The organism is Candidatus Poriferisodalis sp., from assembly GCF_965219595.1.
Classification (GTDB): domain Bacteria; phylum Actinomycetota; class Acidimicrobiia; order Acidimicrobiales; family Poriferisodalaceae; genus Poriferisodalis.
Map to the genome: position 1 here is coordinate 1,323,717 of NZ_OZ244781.1, position 22,036 is coordinate 1,345,752.

Consider the following 22,036-nt stretch of genomic DNA (forward strand, 5'->3'; position numbering starts at 1 on the left):
AGTGGTCGAACTGGTTTGGCTCATCCCCGCGCTGCCCCTCGCCGGGTTCGCGGTGCTGCTGCTGGCCGGACCGCGCCTGGGCGAGCCCCGGGCTGGCTGGCTGGCGACTGCCGCCAGTGCCGGATCATTCCTGCTCACACTCGTCACGTTCGGCGGATTGCTAGGGCTCGACTCGGCAACCACCGGCGGCGCAGGCGGGCACGGCGGGCGCTGGTTCGTCTCGACGCTGTTCGAGTGGATGCCGATCGGCGGCCTCGAGGTCGACGCTGCCCTGCTGGTTGATCCGCTGTCCATGACGATGGCGCTGTTCGTGACCGGTGTCGGCACGCTCATCCACCTGTACTCGGTCGGCTACATGCACGGCGACCCGAAGTACTCCAAGTTCTTCCTGTACCTCAACCTGTTCCTGTTCTCGATGCTCATGCTGGTGCTGGGCAACAACCTCGTGGTCACCTTCCTGGGCTGGGAGGGCGTCGGCACTTGCTCGTACCTGCTGATCTCTTTCTGGCACGAGAGGCCCACCGCGGCCACCGCCGGCAAGAAGGCGTTCGTCACCAACCGCATCGGCGACTTCGGCTTCATGATCGCCACGTTCCTGCTGTGGACCTCGCTCGGCACGGTGTCCTACGCCGGGCTGGCAGCAGGGGCACCGGCGCTGGCTACTGGCACCGCCACCGCTGTCTCGCTCTTGCTGCTGCTCGCCGCCGCGGGCAAATCAGCCCAGCTGCCGCTGTACGTGTGGCTGCCCGACGCCATGGAGGGCCCCACTCCGGTCTCGGCCATGGTGCACGCCGCCACGATGGTGACGGCCGGCGTGTACCTGCTGGTGCGGCTCAACCCGGTGCTGGACGCGTCAGAGGGGGCGCTGCTGGTCATTGCCATCGTCGGTGCTGCGACGGCGCTCTTCGCGGCGCTCGCCGCGGTGGCACAGCACGACATCAAGAAGGTGCTCGCGTACTCCACGGTCAGCCAGCTCGGCTACATGTTCCTCGCGATCGGCTCGGGCGCATACGTGGCGGCAATCTTCCATGTGATCACCCACGCGTTCTTCAAGGGCCTGCTGTTCCTCGGCGCCGGCTCGGTCATCCACGGTCTCGGTGACGAGCAGGACATGCGCCGTATGGGCGCGCTGCGAGCGGTCATGCCCGTCACCGCGGTCACGTTCATCGTGGGGTGGCTGGCGATTGCCGGCGTGCCGCCGCTGTCGGGTTTCTGGTCGAAGGACGAGATCCTGCTGGCCGCACGGGAACAGCACTGGCTGCTGTGGGCTGTGGGATTGGTCACCGCCCTGCTCACCGCCTACTACATGAGCCGTCAGACCTTCCTGGTGTTCTTCGGCGGCCAGCGGTGGGACGACAGCGCGCACCCGCACGAGTCGCCTACCACGATGACCCTGCCGCTGGTGTTGCTGGCCGGAGCAGCAGCCATCGGCGGAGTCATGAACCTGCCGCTGGTGGGCGACTGGCTGGTGCTCGAGCATTTCCTGGAGCCCACCTTGGCGCACGCGCATCACTTCACGACGCCTACCTGGCAGAAGCTGTTGCTTGCATTCGGGGCAGTGCTCGCAGCAGTGGTCGGCATCACGGTGGCTGCCTTGGCGTGGTTGCGTTCGCGTATCTCGACCGACAAGCTCGAACCGGCGCTGCTGGAAAACGCCTTCTACGTCGACTCCACGATCTCCAACTTTGTGGGCGGCCCCGGCACCAAGGCATTCGAGGCCGCCGCCGCCGCTGACAGACGCTTCGTCGACGGCGCTGTCAACGGCGTGGCGAAGCTCGTCCGGATGCTCGGCGAAGCCGTGCGGCCCCTCCAGTCGGGCTATCTGCGGCACTACGCATCGGGCGTGGCTGTCGGTGCGGTCGTCCTCGTCGTCTGGCTCGCGCTGCGGGGTGTCTCCTAGCCATGGGCGCCCTGCTTGTCGCTTCGGGCTCCGCCAGCGATTTCCCGCTGCTGAACGCGCTGATCTTCGTGCCCGCGGTGGGGGCGCTGATAGTCGCCCTGCTGCCGCGCAGCCGTCCCGATCTGGCCCGCCCGCTCGGCACGCTGTTCGCGGCCATCGGCGGCGCGCTGGCGCTGGCGCTGGCGTGGCAATTCGACGTCACAGCAGCAACAGACGCTGCAACCGTCGGAGACGGCTTCCAGTTCGTCAGCCAGCAGTCCTGGATCCCGGCGCTCGGCATCTCGTGGCATGTCGGCGTCGACGGCATCTCGCTGTGGCTGGTGGTGCTGACCAGCCTGGTCGTGCCGATCGTGCTGGCCGGCGTCGACCCGCACCACGATCCCAAGCCCTACACGGCATGGATGCTGCTGCTGCAGGCCGGCTCGGTGGGTGCCTTCGTCGCGCTCGACCTGTTCCTGTTCTTCGTGATGTTCGAAGTGGTGCTGGTGCCCATGTACCTGCTCATCGCGGGATGGGGATACGAGGGGCGTCGCTACGCGGCTACGAAGTTCTTCATCTACACGATGGCGGGCTCGGCACTGCTGCTCGTGGCGATCGTGGCCACGGCCGTGCTCGGCTCGCCCGAGAGCGGCATCACGTTCGACCTCGTGACACTCGCCGAAGAGCAGGGTCTGGCCACCAACACGGCGCGCCTCTGCTTCGTGGCGTTCGCGATTGCCTTCCTCGTGAAGGTGCCGGTGGTGCCGCTGCACACTTGGCTGCCCGATGCGCACACCGAAGCGCCCACCGCAGGTTCGGTGGTGCTGGCGGCCGTGCTGCTGAAGCTGGGCACCTACGGCCTGCTGCGATTCGGCCTGTACCTGTTCCCCGAGGCGTCCGACTGGGCCGCGCCCGTGCTGGTGACCGTCGGCGTAGTGGGCGTCATCTGGGGTGCGATCACCGCGGCAATGCAGCGTGATCTCAAACGCCTCGTGGCGTACTCCTCGGTGGCCCACATGGGCTTCATCGTGCTGGGCATCTTCGCCTTCACAGCGACGGCCATCGGCGGCGGCGTAGTCCAGATGGTCAACCACGGCATCAGCACCGGCGCCTTGTTCCTGCTGGTGGGGATGCTGTACGAGCGGCGTCACACCCGCCAGATCGACGAGCTCGCTGGCATCCAGTCGGCAGCGCCGGTCTATGCCGGGGTGTTCACGCTGATCATGCTGTCGTCGGTGGGCGTGCCGGGCCTGAACGGGTTCGTGGGCGAGTTCCTGATCCTGATCGGCTCGTTCGACACACGGCCGGTCTGGACGGTCATCGCTGCCACCGGGGTGATCCTTGCAGCGCTGTACCTGCTGTGGGCCTACCAGCGGGTGTTCCACGGGCCTCCCGCGGCAGCCGACCGCCAGACGGCCGACCTGCGGCGGGGCGAGCTGATGACGCTGGCGCCGTTCGTCATCGCCGCGGTGGCCCTCGGCGTGTACCCGAAGCCCCTGCTCGACGCGGTGGAACCGGCTGCCGACAAGCTGCTCGAGCACTTCGAGGAATACAGCGGCTTCGAGGTGCCGGAACTGGGCGACCCGGTGGTGCTGGACCACGGCGATGGCACCGGTGAGCACGACGAGGACGGCCACTGATGGCCCAGGTCGAAATCGGGTTCGAGGCCCCGGCCGTCGATTGGTGGTTGCTCACCCCGCAGATCATCCTCGTCGGCGCTGCGCTCGGGCTGCTGCTGGTGGCCTCGCTGGCACCTCGTGCGCTGCCGGACTGGGCATCCACCGCTACCTCCATTGCCACTGGCGGTGCCGTCGCGATCGTGGCCGCTGCGCAGTGGAGCGACTGGGGGTCCGCGTCGCGCTCCACATTGAGCGACGCATTCGTGAGCGACGGCTTCAGCCTGCTGCTCACGGTGTTGGTGGGCGCCGGTGTGGTCATGACGGCGCTGGTCGCGCACTCGGCCCTCGACCGCTATGGCATGGCGCCGCCGGAGTTCGCAGCGCTGCTGCTCGCCTCTGCTGCGGGTGCGGTGGTCATGGCCGGTGCGAACGATCTCATCGTGCTGTTCCTCGGTCTCGAGTCGCTGTCGATCGCCCTGTACGTGCTGATCGCACTGGCAGGACGGCGGGCGCCGGCACGCGAGTCGGCCATGAAGTACTTCGTGCTCGGGGCGTTCAGCTCAGCGTTCTTCCTCTACGGCATCGCGCTGGTGTACGGCTCCACCGGCAGCACCAACCTCAGCGGAATGGGCGGCTTCCTGTTCGGATCGAACCGCTATGACAGCGACTACCTCAACCTGGAAACCGACTACCTGCTGCTCGTCGGCATCGCGTTGCTGCTGGTCGGTTTGGGGTTCAAGGTGGCCGCCGTTCCCTTCCATTTCTGGGCGCCCGACGTGTACGAAGGTGCGCCCAGCCCGGTCACCGGCTACCTGGCGTCGATCGCCAAAGCGGCTGGCTTCGCCGCGCTGGCGCGGGTGCTGTACGTGGCTGTCGCAGAGCAGAGCACCGCATGGGCGCCGATCCTCATCGGGCTGGCGTTCGCGACGCTCGCTGTCGGCGCGGTCATGGCGATCTGCCAGAACGACGTGAAGCGGATGCTGGCCTACAGCTCGATCAGCCACGCGGGCTTCGTGCTCGTCGGCCTCTCGTCAGTCGTCGGCAGCGGCGAGAGAGCGCAATGGCTCGTGAGGGTTGCCGGCGAGGCATCTCGTGTCGTGACATACGGCTCCGCGGGCGGCGGTGACGCTGTCTCGTCGGCCGTCTTCTACCTGGTCGCCTACTCGTTCATGGCACTGGGCAGTTTCGCCGTGCTGTCGGTGGTCGGTGCCGAGCTTCGATCGCCGGAATCCGACGCGAGCACTCACGCCCTCAGCCGCTATGGCGGTCTTGCACGTCGTCGCCCAGTCCTGGCGCTCGCGTTCACCGTGCTGCTGCTCGCGCAGGCCGGCGTTCCGTTTACATCCGGCTTCTGGGCCAAGGTTGAGGTCATCCGGGCCTCCATCGGCGCCGAGGGCTACGTGCTCGCCGCAGTCGCCATGGTCACGGCGGTGGTGAGCGCCTTCGCCTACCTGCGAGTCGTGCTGGCCATGTACGCCCCGGAGGATTCGGCCGACGGCGACGACAGTGCCCCGGCCGCACGAGCGGGCCGGCCACGCTGGGGCGGTCTGCCCCTCACGTCAGTCCTCGCGATCGGCCTTGCCGTTGCGGCGACCGTCGTCGTCGGCGTACTCCCGCAGACGCTCCTCGAATGGAGCCGAGACGCCGTCCTGTCGATCGTCCCGTAGCCCCAAACCGCCCGCCTGCTTTGCATAACTTTGAACGAAGATTCAAAGCTCTCGTAAGTTTCAAAACTGGCTCTTCGCGTTTTTTTGGGATGACGGTGGGTTGAGGGTCCTTGGGTAGGGGTCGAGGCCCTGCTGGGATCGGTGTTCGTGAGACGCCGAACCCTGGAGGGCCTCGATGGCGAGAGATGTTATGTCGGTGCGGCTGTGGCTGCCGCAGGTGCGGGTGCTGGGAGTGCTTGCCGATCTGCCGGAGCGGCTGGTGGTGCGGGTCGCCTCGACGGTGGTGCGCCCGAAGTGCCCGCACTGTTCGGCGCCGAGCGGGCGGACCCATGACCGCCGCGACAACAAGGTGCGCGACCTGGAGGTGTCGGGCCGGCCGGTGACGCTGATCTGGGAGCGGCGGCGCATGGTCTGCGAGCCGTGCGGCCGTCGATTCTGTGAGGACCACCCGGCGTTCGAGGGCCGTCTCACGGCCCGGCTGGCACGCCGTGTGGTCCAGGACGCCCAGGCGATGACGGTCAACGCGGCGGCCCGCCGGCACCGGCTGGGCTGGGGCCTGGTGAACGCGCTGGTGGTCGCCTGGGCGGGGCTGGTCGGCGAGCATCGCCGTCGGCGCAGGTGCCGGCTGCTGCTGGTCGATGAGACCTCGATCCGCCGTCGGCACCGCTACGTGACGGTGCTGGTCAACGGCGACACCGGCGAGGTGCTCGCCATGGTGCCCCACCGCAGCCAGGCAGCCCTGACGGCGTTCCTGGCCGCCCAGGGCCACAAGTGGTGCCGCGGCGTCAAGGTCGTCGTGTCCGACGGCTCGAAGGCATACAAGGCAGCCATCGACGCCCGGCTGGGCCACGCCCGCCACGTGCTGGACCGGTTCCACGTCATCAGATGGTTCGCAGCCGGGCTGACCGCGGTGCGCCGAGACGTCCAGCGCCGCCCCGAAGGCGCCAAGCCCCGCTTCGACCCCGACGTGTTCCGGGCACGGTTCCTGCTCATGCGCAGACCCGACACCCTCGACGCCGCCGAGCGGGAACGCCTCGACGGCCTGTTCGCCGCCCACCCTCGGCTCAAAGCCGCCTGGGACGCGCTCGGCGAGCTGCACAACCTCTACCTCGCCAAAGACCGCAAAGGCGCCCTCGAAGCGCTCGACCGGTTCGCCGACATCTACGGCACCGGCCAGATCCCCGAGTTCAGCGGCATCGTCGACACGTTCCTGGCCTGGCACGAACAGATCCTCGGCTGGCACCGCGCCGGGCGGCCCAGCAACGGCCCCATCGAAGGCACCAACAACCTGCTCCAAGTCCTGCGCCGCAAAGCCCACGGCTTCACCAACCACGCCAACTTCGAAGCCCGCGGCATCCTCACCACATAGCCTGACCCCACCGAGCCCAGCAGCCCCATCCCAAAAAAACGCGAAGGCTCTCAAAACTTTGAATTCGGGCGTTCCTGCCTCGGCGCCGAGGTTGCAGAGCGGGCGATTGTGTGCACTTGCGGACGCATCGTGCGGCGTGCCGACAGGTGGCGGCGTCATCGAGACAGGGCTGATCGCTCCGTAGAGTGAGTGGCGAGTTCTCTGAAGCAACCAAGACGCACTGTTCGCAGGCCCTCCAGAACGAGCGGGGATGCTTCGATGGCCGAAGGAAAGCTCCACGAGCACGACTTCAACGCCGCGCTGGCCGAGGCGATGAAGCGAATGCATGCCGACGACCGCGTCATCTTCAGCCACGAGCGCGTCGGCGTGCTCAGGCCCGTCTCCGGCGGCGGCTCGCGCCGTGTGGACGTGTTGGTGAGGGCCAAGAATCTCTTGCCGGTTGCTGTCGAGGTCGAATACGACCGCCCGGGCGCCAAGCCCGACCGCGATGCCGAGGCACGGCTGGGCCTCGAATTCGTCGGCGACGGTCGGGTGATCGCCTCGGCGATCTCGGTGCTCGCGCCCCCGCTGGCTGAGCAGTGGACTGATCACGAAGACGCCGTGAGCCGCCTCGTCGGCGGAGCGCAATTGCAGTACGCCGTCCTCTCTCGATCAGACGATGCGGCAGAGCCGGGCCGCTGGCCTCGGGCGGGCTGGCTCACCGGCACGGCGCAGTCGCTGGCCGAGCTTGCGGTCATGGTTTCTGTTCCGCCGGGTCAACTGGAGCTGGTTGCCGCCGACGCTGCCGACAAGATGCGCGGCATCTCAGAAGACCTCGCCGCGGACCTCAGCGACGACGCCAAGCTTCGGCTGGCGGCCGCGATGGGACGGCCGTCGGGCTCGGACAGCCTCAACGTAGTCGGCGTGGTGTGGCTGAATGCGTTCCTGTTCCAGGATCGGATCGCGCAGGCGCACCCCGACGTGCCGGAGCGTTCGGAGGCAGCGCCGGATTACGACCCGATTCCCGAGTTGGTCGGAAAGGCCTGGCAGGCGATTCGCAGGATCGACTACCGATCAGTGTTCGACCCCGCGGAGGCTGCTCTGCGAATCGTCTATCGAGATCTCGGAACGGCGCGCACCGCTCGATTGCTGGGACGGGCGGCGCTCATCGCCGGACGGGTCGAATCGGGTGTGCTCGGCGTGTTCGACATCGGTGGCGAGCTGTTCCAGCGCCTTATCTCGGACAGGTCCGAAGCAGCGAGCTATTACACGCGGCCAGAGGTCGCGGAGTTCCTCGCCCACCTCACGGTCAACGACAGTGTGCGGCTGCCGCGCTCGGCCCGCGCGGTGGCGCTGGGCGAGTCGGATCACCTGGGCGAGGTCTTTCGCATCGCCGACTTCGCCTGCGGCACGGGAACTCTGCTCCGTGCGGCCTATCGGAGAGTTCGCGCCCTTGCGCGAGCGGCGGGAGCGCAGCCAGAAGGCTTGGCTGCACTGCACACGCACTTGATGGAGGAAGGATTCTGCGGCGTCGATATCTCGCCGATAGCGGCCCACCTGACTGCATCGAGCCTCTCGAACATCGAGCCCGCCGCCGACTACCGCCACACCAACATCGGCGTCGCGCAGGCATGCGGACCGACGGGAGCAACCGGATCGGTCGAGTATCTCGAAACCGATTATCTCGCCGACCTCTTCGGATATGAGGCGTCGTCGACAGGGTCGGCACCTCGCTCTGACGCAGAGGCAGACGCACGAGGCCTGTACGCGCCCAAAGAGCGTTTCGACATCGTGATGATGAACCCGCCGTACTCGCGCTCACGCGGGGGCCAAGCCCTCTTCGACATCGCTGGGGCGACAGAAGCCGAGCGCAAGCGCGCCCAGAAGCGGGCGCAGGCCTTGGTCCGAGACACGCCGGCCGATCTCAAGGCCGGGCTTGCCGCTGTGTTCTGTGAGCTCGCGCGCCGAAAGCTCAGCCCCGGCGGGCGAGTCGGCATGGTGCTCCCCATCACCGCTGCTGCTTCTCCCGCGTGGTCATCCATCAGGGCCATGTTCGAGACATGCTTCGACGACCTCTTGCTCGTGGCATTTCCCGGCGCGACACGCGGCGGAGACAAGACGCTCTCGGCCGACACCGCCATGGGTGAGATGATCATCGCCGGCACCAAGCGATCGGAACCCCGCGCCGACCTCTCCGAGGCCGACATCATGACGGTGGCGCTCGATGAGCCTTTCGGCAGCATCGCCGTTGCTGCCGAGACGGGACGCTCAGTTGATGCCGCGCTTCGCGGCCGGGAGGCACAGCGGGAGGGCAACGTCACCGTCGGAACTGCGGTGACCGGTCGCTGGACCATGCTGCCCGCCGCCGGAGGCGGGCCATGGGCGGCCGTCGGCGCGGCCAGCTTCGGGGCCGTCGCCGTTGCCGAGCGGCTGACGCGGCGCGGCGAGTTCATGCCCCTCGACGCTCACGAGCCCGTATGCCAGGTTGCCATGACGACAATCGGCGAGATGTTCGAGCTTGGCCCGACGCATCACCGCATCGGCCATGTCGCGGGCAATGAGCCAATTGGCGCCTTCGAGCTGTGGCCGATCGCTGACGATCAAGTACGCCCCGACACGTCGTTGTGGGCATCCGATGCCGAGGCTCAGACCACCTTGACCGTTGACCCCACGCATTACGGTCACGTCGTCGGTCCACGGTTCAGCGATGCACGTGAACGTGCTCTCGTCCAGTTGCAACGCAAGCTGTCACGGACGAGTGGCGGCAAAGCCAGCGACGCAGCAATCGAGGAGGCCCAAGCAGAAGCCGAAGCCGCCGAACGCTCCCGGTCGCAGAGCGCACTCGACGAGATGCGACGCTGCCGGTCCACGCTCTTCTACCAGCGGGGCATCTTCTGGCCGTCACAGGTGGCGCTTGCCGCGGTCACCGACAAACCGGTCATGGGTGGACGGGCCTGGTGTGCGCTCTTGCACGACGACCCCGTCGTCCGTTTCGGCTTCGCGATCTGGGCGAACTCGACGCTCGGGATGGTGGTCCACTGGTCACGAGCGCAGCGCCAGCAGCATGGACGCAGCAGTGCGCAACTGGAAGGCATCCGGCAGATGCCGTGCCCGGACTTCAACCAAGCGACTACTTACGGAGCGGCCCAAGAATTGCTGGAAGCCGAGTCTGAATTCTTGCGCACGACGCTCATGCCGGCCCGTGATGCGTACCGAGACCCTGCCCGAGCGACGTTGGACGAAGCAGCAGCCCGCCTGCTCGGTATTCCCGATGCTGGGTCGCTGCGCGATCTCGCCCGCAACTGGTGTTGCGAACCCTCCGTCCACGACGGGACACCACCGGTCTTCGAGTGATCTTCGCGCCTTGTTCTTCGTGACACGCACGGCGAGAAGTCACTGCTCGCGGACGCTGTGATGCTGTCTGAAGCGCTGGCCGAGATTCGGCGCAGGGTGGCGCGAAGTCGCTAGCGTTGCGGTCCGTGTCCGACCTCTTGCGGAGCTATCTGACCGTCGCAATCTTCGGCGCAGCGGCAGTCCTGATGGCCTTCACGATGTTCGGAGTCGCACGGGTCCTGCGGCCGCAGCGACCGACGCCCCAGAAGCTCATCGCATACGAGAGCGGCGTCGATCCGGTCGGCAGCGACTGGACCCAGAGCCAGATCCGCTACTACGTCTTCGCGGTGCTCTTCGTGCTGTTCGACGTGGAGGCCGTGTTCATCTTCCCTTGGGCGACGCGGCTCGAGGTCTATGCCCTGTTCGGCCTGGTCGAGATGGCGATCTTCATCTTCATCCTGGTGCTGGGCCTGTTCTACGCATGGCGCAAGGGCGTCCTGCGCTGGGTGTGAGGGGCTGAGGGATTCCCGCGATGGCACTGGTTGACAAAGTCAAACTGCCCAAGCCGCTGAGCTGGCTGCTGAATTTCGGCCGGGCGCGCTCGCTGTGGGTGTACCAGTGGGGCCTCGCCTGCTGCGCCATCGAGATGGGCGCCGCATTCGGCTCGCCCCGCTATGACGTGATGCGTCTGGGCGTCATCCCGTTTCCGGCCAGCCCGCGCCAAGCCGATCTGGTGGTGATCTCCGGCACCGTCACCGACAAGATGGCGCCGGTCATCCGCCGCCTGTACGAGCAGATGCCCGAGCCCAAGTACGTCATCTCGATGGGCTCGTGCGCCAACTGCGGCGGGCCGTACTGGGACAGCTACTCGGTGACCAAGGGTGTGGATCAGGTCATCCCGGTCGATGTGTACGTGCCCGGCTGCCCGCCGCGGCCCGAGGCGCTGCTGGAAGGCATCGTGCTGCTGCAGGAGCGCATCCAGCGCGAGGACATGCAAGAACGCTGGCGCGGCGAACCGATAGTGGTGCCAGCAGCGCCGGGAGCATCGCGCACTGCGCCGACATCGCCGGCAGCACCCGCGGGATCGGCGCAGGCGTAGCCATGGCCGACGGCACCGGCGACGAGCAGACAGACGACGCAGCAGCGCCCGGCGACGAGGCGCGCGAAGCGCTCGCCGCCGAACTGTCCGAGTTGCTCGGCGATGCGGTGGTCGAATCCCACGTGGAAGCCGGCCAGAACCTCTGGCTGCGCATCGCCATCGAGCAGTGGCATGGCGCGATGTCGGCGCTGCGAGACGCAGGCTTTGCCTACTTCGGCTTCCTGTCGGCCATCGACTGGACCGATGCGCCCGAAGGTCGCTACGAGGACACCGAGTTCGACGCCGCCGGCGTCGGCGAGGAAGACGACGAAGCATCCAGCGCCACGGCCGAGGAGACCGTGCGGCGAGGGGGCGGCGAGACCCGTTTCCAATTGCTTGCGCAACTGCATTCGCCGGCCCGGCACGCCGCCGTGCTCATCAAGGCCGACGTGCCCGAGGCCGACGGCGCTCCCGCATCGGTGCCGTCGATCATCGACATCTTCTCCGGGGCCGACTGGCACGAGCGAGAGGCCCACGAGATGTTCGGCCTCGTCTTCGACGGCCATCCGAACCTGGAGCACATCTACCTGCCCACCGAGTTTGAGGGCCACCCGCTGCGCAAGGATTTCCCCTTGCTGGCTCGTGCGGTCAAGCCGTGGCCCGGCGTGGTCGACATCGAGGAGATCCCGCCCGAGCTCGAAGCCCAGCTCGAGGCCGAGGTGATGGCCGAGTTCGAAGCGTCGGGAGCGGGCGCATGAGCCCCCCGCCGACGGCATCTGCGCTGCGGGAACAGCAGGCCTACGTGGCGGCCCAAGCCGCCGATGCCCGCGTCAATGTCGAGCTCGACACCGGCGACATGACGCTCAACATCGGCCCGCAGCACCCTGCCACCCACGGCACGCTGCGCATCGCCTGCCAGCTCGACGGCGAGCAGGTCATCTCGGCCGAGCCCCTCATGGGCTACATGCACCGCGGCTACGAGAAGCTCTGCGAGGTCCGCACCTATCCCCAGTGCACCACGCTGATCAACCGCATCGACTGGCTGGGCAGCTTCGCCAACGAGGTGCCGTTCATCCTGGCGGCCGAGCAGCTGATGGGCGTGGAGGCCCCGCCCCGTGCGCAGTGGATCCGCACCATCCTGTTTGAGCTGAGCCGTATCGCCAACGTGTCGCTGTTCCTCGGCGACATGGGTGTGCAGGTCGGCGCGCTGACCCCGGTGTTCTTCGCCTTCCGTGACCGCGAGCGGGTGCTCAACCAGATCGAGGAAGTCACCGGCGGTCGCTTCCACCCCAACTTCGACCGCATCGGCGGCCTCAAAGACGACATCCCCCGCGGTTGGATTGCCGAGACGCACGCCGTCATGGCCAAGATGCGCGGCTTCTGCGACGAGATGGAAGACCTGCTCATGGGCAACGAGATCTTCCAGACTCGCTGCCGCAGCGTGGGCGTGATCCCGGGTGACGTGGCGCTCAGCTACGGCCTGTCGGGCGCCAACCTCCGCGCCAGCGGGGTCGACTGGGACCTGCGCCGCGATGCCAACCCAGGCCTCGCTTGGGACCAGGTGGACTGGCGGGTCTGGACCCATCCCGACGGCGACTCGTTCGCCCGCTACTGGGTGCGTCTGCAGGAGACCCGCGAGGCCACCAAGATCGTCGACCAGCTGCTCGACGGCATCCCCTCGGGCCCGATCATGGCCAAGGTGCCGCGCATCATCAAGGTGCCCGCCGGCGAGGCGTACGTCTCCACCGAGAACCCGCTGGGCGAGATGGGCTACTACGTGGTGTCCAAGGGCGGCCTTGGCCCGTTCCGGGTGAAGATCCGCACGCCCAGCTTCAGCAACATCTCGGTGGTGCCGTGGGTGATGCGGGGCACCTACGTGCCCGACATCATCACCATCCTCGGCTCGCTGTACTTCATCCTCGGGGATATCGACCGATGACCGGGGCACTGGGCCTGGCGTACTGGGCCGAGACCAGCATCAAGCTGGGCGTGGCGCTCATCGTCATCCCCACGGCTGCGCTCATGCTGGGCTACCTGTTCCTGCTCAAGATGATGGCGTTCATGCAGAGCCGGCTCGGCCCCCAGGACGTCGGCCCCTACGGCACGCTGCAGCTCATCGCCGACGCGGTCAAGTTCCTGCAGAAGGAAGACATCCACCCCGCCGCCGCCGACCGGCGAGTTTTCCGGGCAGCCCCGGTGGTGGTGCTGGCCTCGTCGTTCCTGCTCTTCGTGGTGCTGCCCACCGGCCCCGACGCGGTGGTGGAGAACCTCGACACGGGGATCTTCTACGCGATGGCGGTCTCGTCGCTGTCGGTGCTGGGCGTGCTGATGGCGGGCTGGGCGTCGGCCAACAAGTACGCCTTGCTCGGCGGCCTGCGGGCGGCTGGCCAGCTCATCGCATACGAGCTGCCGCTGATCCTCGCCGTCATGGGAGTGGTCATCCAGGCCGACTCGCTCAACCTGCAGGAGATCGTGCGTGCCCAGGCCGAGGGCGAGATCTTCGGCTTCGGCCTGATCGGCAACCCGTTCATCCTGACGCAGTTCATCGGTTTTCTGATCTTCATGATCTCCGCCCAGGCCGAGCTGACCCAGACGCCGTTCGACATGCCCGTGGCCGAGACCGAGCTCGTCGGCGGCTTCCACGTGGAGTACACGGGTTTCCGCTTCCTGCTGTTCTTCATGGCCGAAGTGGCCACGGCGTTCGCCTTCTCGGCGCTCGCCACCGTGATGTTCCTGGGCGGCTGGTGGATTCCCGGCTTCGACTTCAACGCGCCGGTGCTCAACGTGCTCGGCCCGGTCGTGATGCTCGTGAAGATCCTGGTGGTGGCCTTCATCATCTTCTGGATCCGCTTCACCTACCCCCGCCTGCGCGAAGACCAGCTCCAGAAGTTCGCCTGGAAGGTCCTCATCCCGCTCTCGCTCGCGAACATCGTCGTGACCGGAATCTTCAAGGTGGTGCTGTAGAGATGCCACAACTTCCCGGACTGCTGAAGGGCCTTGGCGTGACGGCGCGCACCGCGATGCGCACGCTGTTCCCCAAGCGGGGTATCCGCACGCTTATCCCTGCTCCCCAGCAGGGCTCGGTGACCGTGCAGTACCCGCACGAGAAGGAAGCCCCGCCCGACCGCGCCCGGGGCGTGATCGCCCTGCACGAGGAGAACTGCACGGCCTGCATGTTGTGCTCTCGCTCGTGCCCCGACTGGTGCATCTACATCGAGGGCCACAAGGTGAAGGCCCCGCCCCGGCGCGCCGGCGGTGCGGTCCGTTCGGTCAATGTGGTCGACCGGTTCGACATCGACTACGCGCTGTGCATGTACTGCGGCATCTGCGTGGAGGTGTGCCCGTTCGACGCGCTGTTCTGGTCGCCCGAGTACGAGTACTCCGAGCCGCACATCGCCGACCTGCTGCACGACCGGATCCGCCTGAGCGAGTGGATGGAGACCGTGCCGGAGTTCCTCGAGTACGAGCCCGGCTCGGAGCAGAAGGTGCGCAAGGTTCCCGACTTCGGCACTGACGACTTCGCGCCGGCGCGCAAGCTCGATGCCGATGGCGCTCGCGAGCTCGCGTCTGGAGCGGGGAGCTAGGACGCCCGATGGTTGCGCAGAACATCGCCTTCGGCATCATCGCGGCCATCACCGTGGCGGCCGCGCTGGGGATGGTGACGACGCGCAACATCGTGCACGCAGCACTGTTCCTGGTTGCGGTGCTGGGCGGTCTCGCAGCCAACTACGTGCTCCTCACCGCCGAGTTCATTGCCACCACGCAGGTGCTCGTCTACATCGGCGCTGTGATGGTGCTGTTCCTGTTCGGCATCATGCTCACCCGGGCGCCGATCGGGCGAATACCCCAGATGACCGGGGCCACCTGGCCGGTTGCCGCGCTGTCGGCGCTGGCCTTGGGCGGCATCACCGTCTACGCCCTCATCGACCGCTTCGGCACCGACTCGCTGGCCACCGACAACACGGTGTTCCGCACGGCCGATGTCTCCGACTCGGTGTTCTCTCAATACATCATCCCGTTCGAAGCCGTCTCGGTGCTGCTGCTGGCCGCACTGATCGGCGCCGTCGTGCTGGCGCGGAGGGACTGAGCGCTCATGCTGCTGAACCAGTTCCTGCTGCTCGGTGCGCTGCTGTTTGCAGTCGGCGTCTATGGCGTGCTGGCGCGCCGCAACGGCGTGATGGTGCTGATGTCGATCGAGCTGATGCTCAACGCCGTCAACCTCAACCTGGTGGCGTTCGGGCTGCAGCACGACGTGGTGTCGGGGCAGGTCTTCGCCCTGTTCATCATTGCGGTCGCGGCGGCCGAGGTCGGCGTTGGCCTGGCCATCGTGCTGCTGCTGTACCGGAACCGCAAGTCGATCGCGGTCGACGAGTTCGACCTGATGAAGGGCTGAGCGCGCGCGTATGGACTGGATTCTGGAGAACGCGTTTCTCATCCCGCTGATCCCGGCGGTCTCGTTCCTTGTCATCCTGCTGTTCGGCCGCAGCGTCATCGGCGTCGAGCGGGTCCACAAGGTGGGCATCACCGCCGTGGGCATTGTGTGGGTGCTCTCGATGATCGCGGCGGTCTCGTGGATCACCCGGGTGGAAGACAGCACGTCGTCGAAGTACGACGACGCCGAGCACGCCCAGATAGCCGTCACCGAAGGGCTGAGCGCTTCAAGCGCCGGAGGGCTCGACGGCGAGCTGCATCTCGCCGCCGAAGACGACGGTCATGCCGATGGCGGGCACGGCTACGCCACCACCGAGCCGGTCATCTCCGAGGTCGACGGCTGGTGGTCGAGCAGCGGCGTCGACTTTGCGGTGGGAACGCTGGTGGACGGCCAGACGGTGCTGCTGCTGATCGTGGTGACGTCGATCTCGTTGCTCGTACACATCTATTCCAGCGAGTACGTCAAGGGCGACCGGCGATTCGTCCACTACTACGCCTTCCTGAGCCTGTTCACCGCTTCGATGCTCTTCTTCGTCATGGCCCAGAACCTGGTCCAGATGATCGTGGGCTGGGAGCTCGTGGGCGTGTGCAGCTTCGTGCTGATCGGGCACTGGTGGGAGGAACGCCCCAACACCGACGCTGCGGTCAAAGCGTTCCTGACGAACCGGGTCGGCGACATTGGCCTGCTGGTCGGCGTCATCATCCTGTTCGGCGAGTTCAAGACGTTCGACATCGACGCCATCAACCGGATGGTCGGCGAGATGGGCAGCGAAGTCCACTTCGCCATGCTGATGGCGTCGATCGCGCTCATGGCGGCGGTGTGCTCCAAGTCGGGCCAGTTCCCGCTGCATACCTGGCTGCCCGACGCCATGGCGGGGCCCACGCCGGTCTCCGCGCTCATCCACGCTGCGACGATGGTCGTGGCGGGCGTGTTCATGATCGGCCGGCTGTACCCGGTTTTCTTCGAGGGATTCTCCATCGGCACCTCGTCGATCAACCTGATGGCGTTCATCGGCGGCTTCACCGCGCTGATCGGCGCCGGGCTGGCCTTCGCCCAGTGGGACATCAAGAAGGTGCTGGCCTACAGCACGGTCAGCCAGCTCGGCTACATGGTGATGGCGCTGGGCGTGGGTGCCTGGACCGCTGCCATGTTCCACCTGTTCACGCACGCCTTCTTCAAGGCCTGCCTGTTCCTGGGGGCCGGCTCGGTCAGCCACGCCGCACACCACACCTTCGACATGCGGGAGATGGGCGGCCTGCGCAAGTACATGCCGCACACCTACAAGACGTTCGTGATCTCGACGCTGGCACTGGCGGGCGTGTTCCCGTTTGCGGGCTTCTGGTCGAAAGACGAGATCCTGCTGGGGGCCTTCGCGGGGCAGCAGAGCGCCTACCCGCTCATGCTGGTCTTCGGTTGCGTGGTGGCGCTGCTCACCGCCGCCTACATGACCCGGGTGATCTGGTACACGTTCTGGGGCGAGTACCGGGGCCACGGCCACCCGCACGAGTCGCCCAAGGTGATGACCGTGCCGCTGTGGATCCTGGCGGTCATGGCGGTGATCGCCGGGGCGTTCAACCTGCCGACACCGGTGCTGGAGTTCGTCGGTCTCGAAGGCTTGGCGCATCTCGTGCAGACCTACGCCGAGCCCACGCACTACCTGAATGCGGTCGGGCTGTCGCACCCCGACCCATCGCTGTGGCTGGCGCTCGTGGGCCTGGCGCTGGCGCTGACCGGCATCGCCATCACGTTCATGTACTTCTGGCGCAACGCCGGGCCGCACGGGCTCACCGAGCGGAACCGCTACGCCAAGGCGGGGTACACGTTCCTCGAGCAGAAGTACTACCTCGACCACCTGTACACCGACATCGTGGTGGGCTCGATCAAGGCGCCGATTGCCCGCGGCGCCAACTGGATCAACAACAACGTGATCGACCTGGTCGTCAACCGTGCGGGCGAAGGGGCACGCGACAGCGGCCGCTGGGTGTACCGCTGGATCGACCAGGGCACCATCGACAACACCGTCAACGCGCTCGGCAGCGGTGCCGATGCCGGCGGTCAGGGTCTGCGGGTGATGCAAACCGGCAAGGTCCAGAACTACGGCTCGCTGCTGTTCGGCACCGCGGCCGTGGTTGCCATCGTGTTCGTGATCGTCCTGTGAGCAGTGAGATGACGCAGGCAGAGAGCCCGTCCGCTGTGACATCGGGCCGCAATCGAGAGGGAGCTTCCTAGTGGACGCAACTGGATTCGACGCTTGGGCGCTGACGCTCGCGGTGTTCCTGCCGGCCGTCGGCGCGCTGGTGATGATGGCGGTGCCGCGCGCTCGCGAGCTCGAGCTGAAGATGATCGCGCTCGGCGCTTCGCTGGCGACGCTGGCAGTCGGCGTGTACCTGCTGTTCGCCTTCGACTACGGCAACGCGGGAACGCTGCAATTCGGCGTGCACAAGGGCTGGATCGACGCGATCAATGCCGACTACATCCTGGGTCTCGACGGGCTGTCGTTGCCGCTGTTGATCCTGTCGATGGTGATCATCCCGCTGTGCGTGATCTATTCGTGGGAGCACATCCCCGAGCCGGGCAACGCCAAGGCCTTCCTGATCCTGATGCTGATCTTGGCATCGGGCATGAACGGCACCTTCGTGGCGCAGGACCTCATCTTGTTCTTCGTCTTCTTCGAGGTCGTGCTGCTGCCGATGTACTTCATGATCGGGGTGTGGGGCGGCGAGAACCGTCGCTACGCCTCGCTGAAGTTCTTCCTGTTCACCCTGTTCGGCTCGGCGCTGATGATCGTCAGCTTCGTTGCGCTGTACTTCGTGGCCACAAACGACGCAGGCGCGGCGTTGAACACGTTCAACATGAGCGAACTCGCCGCTGCCGCGGGCGGAGACCTGGCCCGGGGCACCCAGGCGATCATCTTCGCCGGGCTGTTCATGGGCTTCGGCATCAAGGTGCCGATGTTCCCGTTCCACACGTGGCTGCCCGACGCGCACACCGAGGCGCCCACCGTGGGCTCGGTGATCCTGGCGGCCATCTTGCTGAAGCTCGGCACCTACGGCTTCGTGCGGATCGCGCTGCCGTTCCTGCCCGAAGGCGCAGCGGCGTGGGCGCCGTGGATCGGCCTGCTGGCGGTGATCGGCATCATCTACGGCGCCTTGGGCTGCTTGGCGCAGACTGACATGAAGCGCCTCATCGCGTTCAGCTCGGTGGCGCACATGGGCTTCGTGATGCTCGGCATCGCCACGCTGACCCCGATCGGCATCAACGCCGCCGTGTTCGGCATGGTGGCCCACGGGATCATCACCGGGATGCTGTTCTTCCTCGCAGGCTCGGTGAAGGAGCGCTACCACACGCTCGAGATCAGCCGGCTGGGCGGCTTGCTGAAGTCGGCGCCGCGCATGGGCTGGATCTTGGCGATCTCTGCGATGGCGTCGCTGGGCCTGCCGGGCCTGGCGGGCTTCTGGGGTGAGTTCCCGGCGATCCTGTCGGCCTACGCCCCCGGTGCGGGCCTCTCTGAGGGGCTGTTCCGCACCTACATGGTGATCGCCGCCGTGGGCACCGTGTTCGCTGCCGGCTACCTGCTGTGGCTGTTCCAGCGCAGCGCATTCGGCGAGCCCAAGCCCGAATGGGAAGGCCACGCGATCGCCGATGTGAATCGCTACGAGTGGGCGGCGTGGACGCCGCTCATCATTGCGATGGTGCTCTTCGGCTGGGTTCCCGGGCTGATCTTCGGTGTGGTCGATGACGTGTCGACCGGTATCGCCGAGAGCATCAGCGCAGCAGTGGGCAGGGGCTGAGGATGAACCTCGGGGCACTTCTCGCGTTTGTGCGGCCGGATCTCGACTGGCACGCGCTCGCGCCCGAATTGACCCTGCTGGCGGTCGGCACGCTGGTGACCGTCGCCGACATCGCGCTCGACGACAAGGCCAAGCGGATAATGCCGACGCTGGCCGGCATCGGCCTGCTGGTCACGCTCGTGCCGATCCTGACGCTGGCGGTGGACGGCGCTGAGCGACCCATGTTCGGCGGGGCCTACGTGGTCGACGACTTCTCGCTGGTGCTCAAGGCGCTGTTCATCTTGGTCGGCTACGTGGTCGTGCTCATGTCGGTCGACTACGTGCGCGAGGGCGACTACTACGAGAACGAGTACTACACGCTGCTGCTGACGTCGCTGCTGGGCATGGTGATGATGGCCAGCTCGCGTGACCTCGTGAGCGTGTTCGTGGCGCTGGAGCTGCTCTCGATCCCGGCCTACATGCTGGCCGCCTGGCGCAAGGGCGGTCCCCGCTCCAACGAGGCCGGCTTGAAGTACTACCTGATGGGAGTCTTCGCTTCGGCGGTGATGCTGTACGGCATGTCGCTGGTGTTCGGCGTGGCCGGCGACACCGACTTCGGCACCATTGCCGCTGCGCTGACGGGCGAGGGAGCGAGCCCGATCGTCATCGTGGCGATCCTCTTCGTGCTGATCGGCTTCGCCTTCAAGGTGTCGGCGGTGCCGTTCCACACGTGGGCGCCCGACACCTACGAGGGCGCCCCCACGCCGGTGACGGCGTTCCTGTCGGTGGCGTCGAAGGCAGCGGGTTTTGTGGCGCTGTTGGGCCTGGTGTTCGTGGCCTTCGAGGGGGCTGCCGACGTGGTGCAGCCGTTCTTCTGGGTACTGGCCGCGGTGACGATGACCGTGGGCAACCTGATTGCGCTGCGCCAGACGAACATCGTGCGGATGCTGGCCTATTCGGGCGTGGCGCAAGGCGGCTTCATGCTGGCGCCCTTCGCCGTGGCCTTCGAGGACGATGCCTGGACCGTGCCCGGCACCGACATCACCACCAACGTGCTGCCCAGCGCGTATGAGGCGATCATCGTCTACGCCATCATCTACGCCTTCATGAACCTGGGCGCGTTCAGCGTGGTGCTCGCGGTGTCGCGGCGCACCCGCTCAGGCGAGATCGCGAGCTACGGCGGGCTGTTCAGCTATGCGCCCGGCATGGCAGTGCTGATGACGCTGTTCCTGGCTGCGCTGGCCGGCATCCCGCCGGCGGGCGGCTGGTTCGCCAAATTCGTGATCTTCCGGGCCCTGGCCGATGCCAGCACGCCGGCTGGCTGGGTGCTCGCCGTGATCGTGGCGATCAATGCGGTGATCGCATTCGGCTACTACGCCCGGGTGCTGGTGCAGATGTGGTTCCAGCCGGTGCCCGAGACGGTGGCGCTGGGCGTAGACGCCGGTGGCGACGACGGCGACGAGCTCGCTCTCGCCGAAGCAGCCGATGCGTCCGCCGAGCAGGACGAGCACGGCGATGCGTGGCTGGCCACCGAGACCAGTCAGGCCACGATGGTGCGCTTCACTCCGGGCAAGATCCCCATGACCGGAGCATTGGCAGCGGCGCTGGCGATCACGGCAATTGCCACACTGGCGCTCGGCGTCTTCCCGGGCCTGGTGAGCCACTTCGGCGACGTCGCATCGTTCCACTTCGGCGGCTGAGCACTGGCGGGGCGCACGGTCCCGGTGTCCAGCCCCACGCCTGACATGCGCCGCTTCGACGAGTTCATGGACGAAGCGCTCTACGGCCCTTCCGGCTTCTACGTGCGCGGCGGGCGACCGGCGGCTCGGGGCGGTGACTTTGCGACGTCGCCCGAGCTGGGCACGCTGTTCGCTCGATGCGTTGCCGGCTGGCTGGATCGCACATGGGATGAGCTGGGCCGGCCTGACCCGTTCGTAGTGGTCGAGGGCGGCGCCGGCCGCGGGACGCTGTGCCGCGATGTGTTCGCGCATGTTGCGGCGTGCCGTGATGCTGTGCGGTACGTGATGGTCGAGCGAGTAGCGCACCAGCGCGATGAGGCACGGGCGGCAATCGGAATGTCCGGCATATCAGGCGATTGCAGCGTTCCCGATGATTCGCTCGCTCGGATCGGCGATGCCGATGTGCCGGAGCGCATCGTCGCAGTATCTGATCTCCCCGTAGGCCCGTTGGTGGGTGTCGTGCTCGCCAACGAGCTGCTCGACAACCTGCCGTTCCGGCTGCTCGAGCGCTCCGAGACCGGCTGGCAGGAGGTGCATGTCGACCGCGCCGAGCCTGCGACGAATATGCCACCCGTCGACGAAGGCCACGGCACGCCCGAGCAGGAAATCGTGCGGCCGACGGCCGGGCGCGTGACGGAGGTGCTGCGGGAGGCGCCAGCCGATGCGGCGGCGATGGCTGAGGTGATGGCCCCGGACGCCGCGCCGGGTGCGCGTGTACCGCTGCAGTTGAAAGCGGCGGTCTGGGTGCGCCGGGCGCTACGGCTGCTCGAGCGCGGTCGGCTGCTGACGTTCGACTACGGCGTGCGCCGCACGGCCGATCTGGCACAGCGTCCCCAGAGCGAGTGGTTGCGGACCTACCGGTCCCAACGCCGTGGGCACGAACCGCTGGAAGCACCAGGCAGCGCAGACATCACCTGTGATGTCGCATTCGACCAACTGCCGCCGGGTGCCACGTTGAGCACTCAGGCGGAATGGCTTGGCGCTGCCGGCATCAACTCGATGACCGCCGACGCGCGGGCACTGTGGCAGCGGAAACGATCCAAGCCGACAGCCGAAGCGCTCGCAGCCCGGACGCTGCTCGACGAAGCCGCCGCGCTCACCGACCCCGACGGCATGGGTGCCTTCTGGGCCGCTGAGTGGCACGTCGGCTGAACTGTTCGCCGCATCGCCA

Annotated in this window: 17 protein-coding genes; all 17 read left to right on the forward strand. The window is 67.0% G+C overall.

Annotated features, from left to right (window positions below):
• The first annotated feature begins 1 nt into the window (after position 1).
• The 17 genes from nuoL (ACOQPE_RS05860) (at position 2) to ACOQPE_RS05940 (ending at position 22,017) form a co-directional block, all read left to right on the forward strand.
• The gene (gene nuoL, locus ACOQPE_RS05860) at positions 2-1,900 is read left to right on the forward strand and encodes an NADH-quinone oxidoreductase subunit L (RefSeq protein WP_420610926.1); all 1,899 of its coding nucleotides are present in this window, start codon (positions 2-4) and stop codon (positions 1,898-1,900) included.
• Positions 1,901-1,902: 2 nt separating this feature from the next.
• A complete protein-coding gene (locus ACOQPE_RS05865) occupies positions 1,903-3,519 on the forward strand; it encodes a complex I subunit 4 family protein (protein ID WP_420610927.1) in 1,617 nt (538 codons plus the stop codon).
• Positions 3,519-5,165, forward strand: a complete 1,647-nt coding sequence (locus ACOQPE_RS05870; protein ID WP_420610928.1) for an NADH-quinone oxidoreductase subunit N — start codon at positions 3,519-3,521, stop codon at positions 5,163-5,165. Before ACOQPE_RS05865 ends, ACOQPE_RS05870 begins: the two co-directional genes overlap by 1 nt.
• A 175-nt stretch (positions 5,166-5,340) precedes the next feature.
• On the forward strand, positions 5,341-6,534 hold the full coding sequence (locus ACOQPE_RS05875) for an ISL3 family transposase (RefSeq protein WP_420609076.1): 1,194 nt from the start codon (positions 5,341-5,343) through the stop codon (positions 6,532-6,534).
• A gap of 258 nt (positions 6,535-6,792) precedes the next feature.
• Positions 6,793-9,867 (forward strand): hypothetical protein, encoded by a 3,075-nt coding sequence (locus tag ACOQPE_RS05880; protein ID WP_420610929.1) that lies wholly within the window; start codon positions 6,793-6,795, stop codon positions 9,865-9,867.
• 125 nt (positions 9,868-9,992) lie between these two features.
• Positions 9,993-10,358 (forward strand): NADH-quinone oxidoreductase subunit A, encoded by a 366-nt coding sequence (locus tag ACOQPE_RS05885; protein WP_419917133.1) that lies wholly within the window; start codon positions 9,993-9,995, stop codon positions 10,356-10,358.
• A gap of 20 nt (positions 10,359-10,378) precedes the next feature.
• Positions 10,379-10,945 (forward strand): NADH-quinone oxidoreductase subunit B, encoded by a 567-nt coding sequence (locus ACOQPE_RS05890; protein WP_420610930.1) that lies wholly within the window; start codon positions 10,379-10,381, stop codon positions 10,943-10,945.
• Between the two features lie 2 nt (positions 10,946-10,947).
• Complete coding sequence (locus tag ACOQPE_RS05895) at positions 10,948-11,682, forward strand: NADH-quinone oxidoreductase subunit C (RefSeq protein ID WP_420610931.1); 735 nt, start codon at positions 10,948-10,950, stop codon at positions 11,680-11,682.
• A complete protein-coding gene (locus ACOQPE_RS05900) occupies positions 11,679-12,863 on the forward strand; it encodes an NADH-quinone oxidoreductase subunit D 1 (protein ID WP_323671381.1) in 1,185 nt (394 codons plus the stop codon). Before ACOQPE_RS05895 ends, ACOQPE_RS05900 begins: the two co-directional genes overlap by 4 nt.
• Positions 12,860-13,888, forward strand: a complete 1,029-nt coding sequence (gene nuoH / locus ACOQPE_RS05905) for an NADH-quinone oxidoreductase subunit NuoH (protein ID WP_420610932.1) — start codon at positions 12,860-12,862, stop codon at positions 13,886-13,888. The genes ACOQPE_RS05900 and nuoH overlap by 4 nt, the downstream gene beginning before the upstream one ends.
• A 2-nt stretch (positions 13,889-13,890) precedes the next feature.
• Complete coding sequence (locus tag ACOQPE_RS05910) at positions 13,891-14,508, forward strand: 4Fe-4S binding protein (protein ID WP_420610933.1); 618 nt, start codon at positions 13,891-13,893, stop codon at positions 14,506-14,508.
• 8 nt (positions 14,509-14,516) lie between these two features.
• Positions 14,517-15,011, forward strand: coding sequence for an NADH-quinone oxidoreductase subunit J (locus ACOQPE_RS05915; RefSeq protein ID WP_419917138.1), 495 nt, complete (start codon positions 14,517-14,519; stop codon positions 15,009-15,011).
• Between the two features lie 6 nt (positions 15,012-15,017).
• Positions 15,018-15,317 (forward strand): NADH-quinone oxidoreductase subunit NuoK, encoded by a 300-nt coding sequence (nuoK, locus tag ACOQPE_RS05920; RefSeq protein ID WP_419854811.1) that lies wholly within the window; start codon positions 15,018-15,020, stop codon positions 15,315-15,317.
• Positions 15,318-15,327: 10 nt separating this feature from the next.
• On the forward strand, positions 15,328-17,514 hold the full coding sequence (gene nuoL / locus ACOQPE_RS05925) for an NADH-quinone oxidoreductase subunit L (RefSeq protein WP_420610934.1): 2,187 nt from the start codon (positions 15,328-15,330) through the stop codon (positions 17,512-17,514).
• A gap of 70 nt (positions 17,515-17,584) precedes the next feature.
• Positions 17,585-19,147, forward strand: coding sequence for a complex I subunit 4 family protein (locus tag ACOQPE_RS05930; RefSeq protein WP_420610935.1), 1,563 nt, complete (start codon positions 17,585-17,587; stop codon positions 19,145-19,147).
• Positions 19,148-19,149: 2 nt separating this feature from the next.
• Complete coding sequence (locus ACOQPE_RS05935) at positions 19,150-20,826, forward strand: NADH-quinone oxidoreductase subunit N (RefSeq protein ID WP_420610936.1); 1,677 nt, start codon at positions 19,150-19,152, stop codon at positions 20,824-20,826.
• Between the two features lie 24 nt (positions 20,827-20,850).
• The gene (locus ACOQPE_RS05940; RefSeq protein WP_420610937.1) at positions 20,851-22,017 is read left to right on the forward strand and encodes an SAM-dependent methyltransferase; all 1,167 of its coding nucleotides are present in this window, start codon (positions 20,851-20,853) and stop codon (positions 22,015-22,017) included.
• Positions 22,018-22,036: the final 19 nt, after the last annotated feature.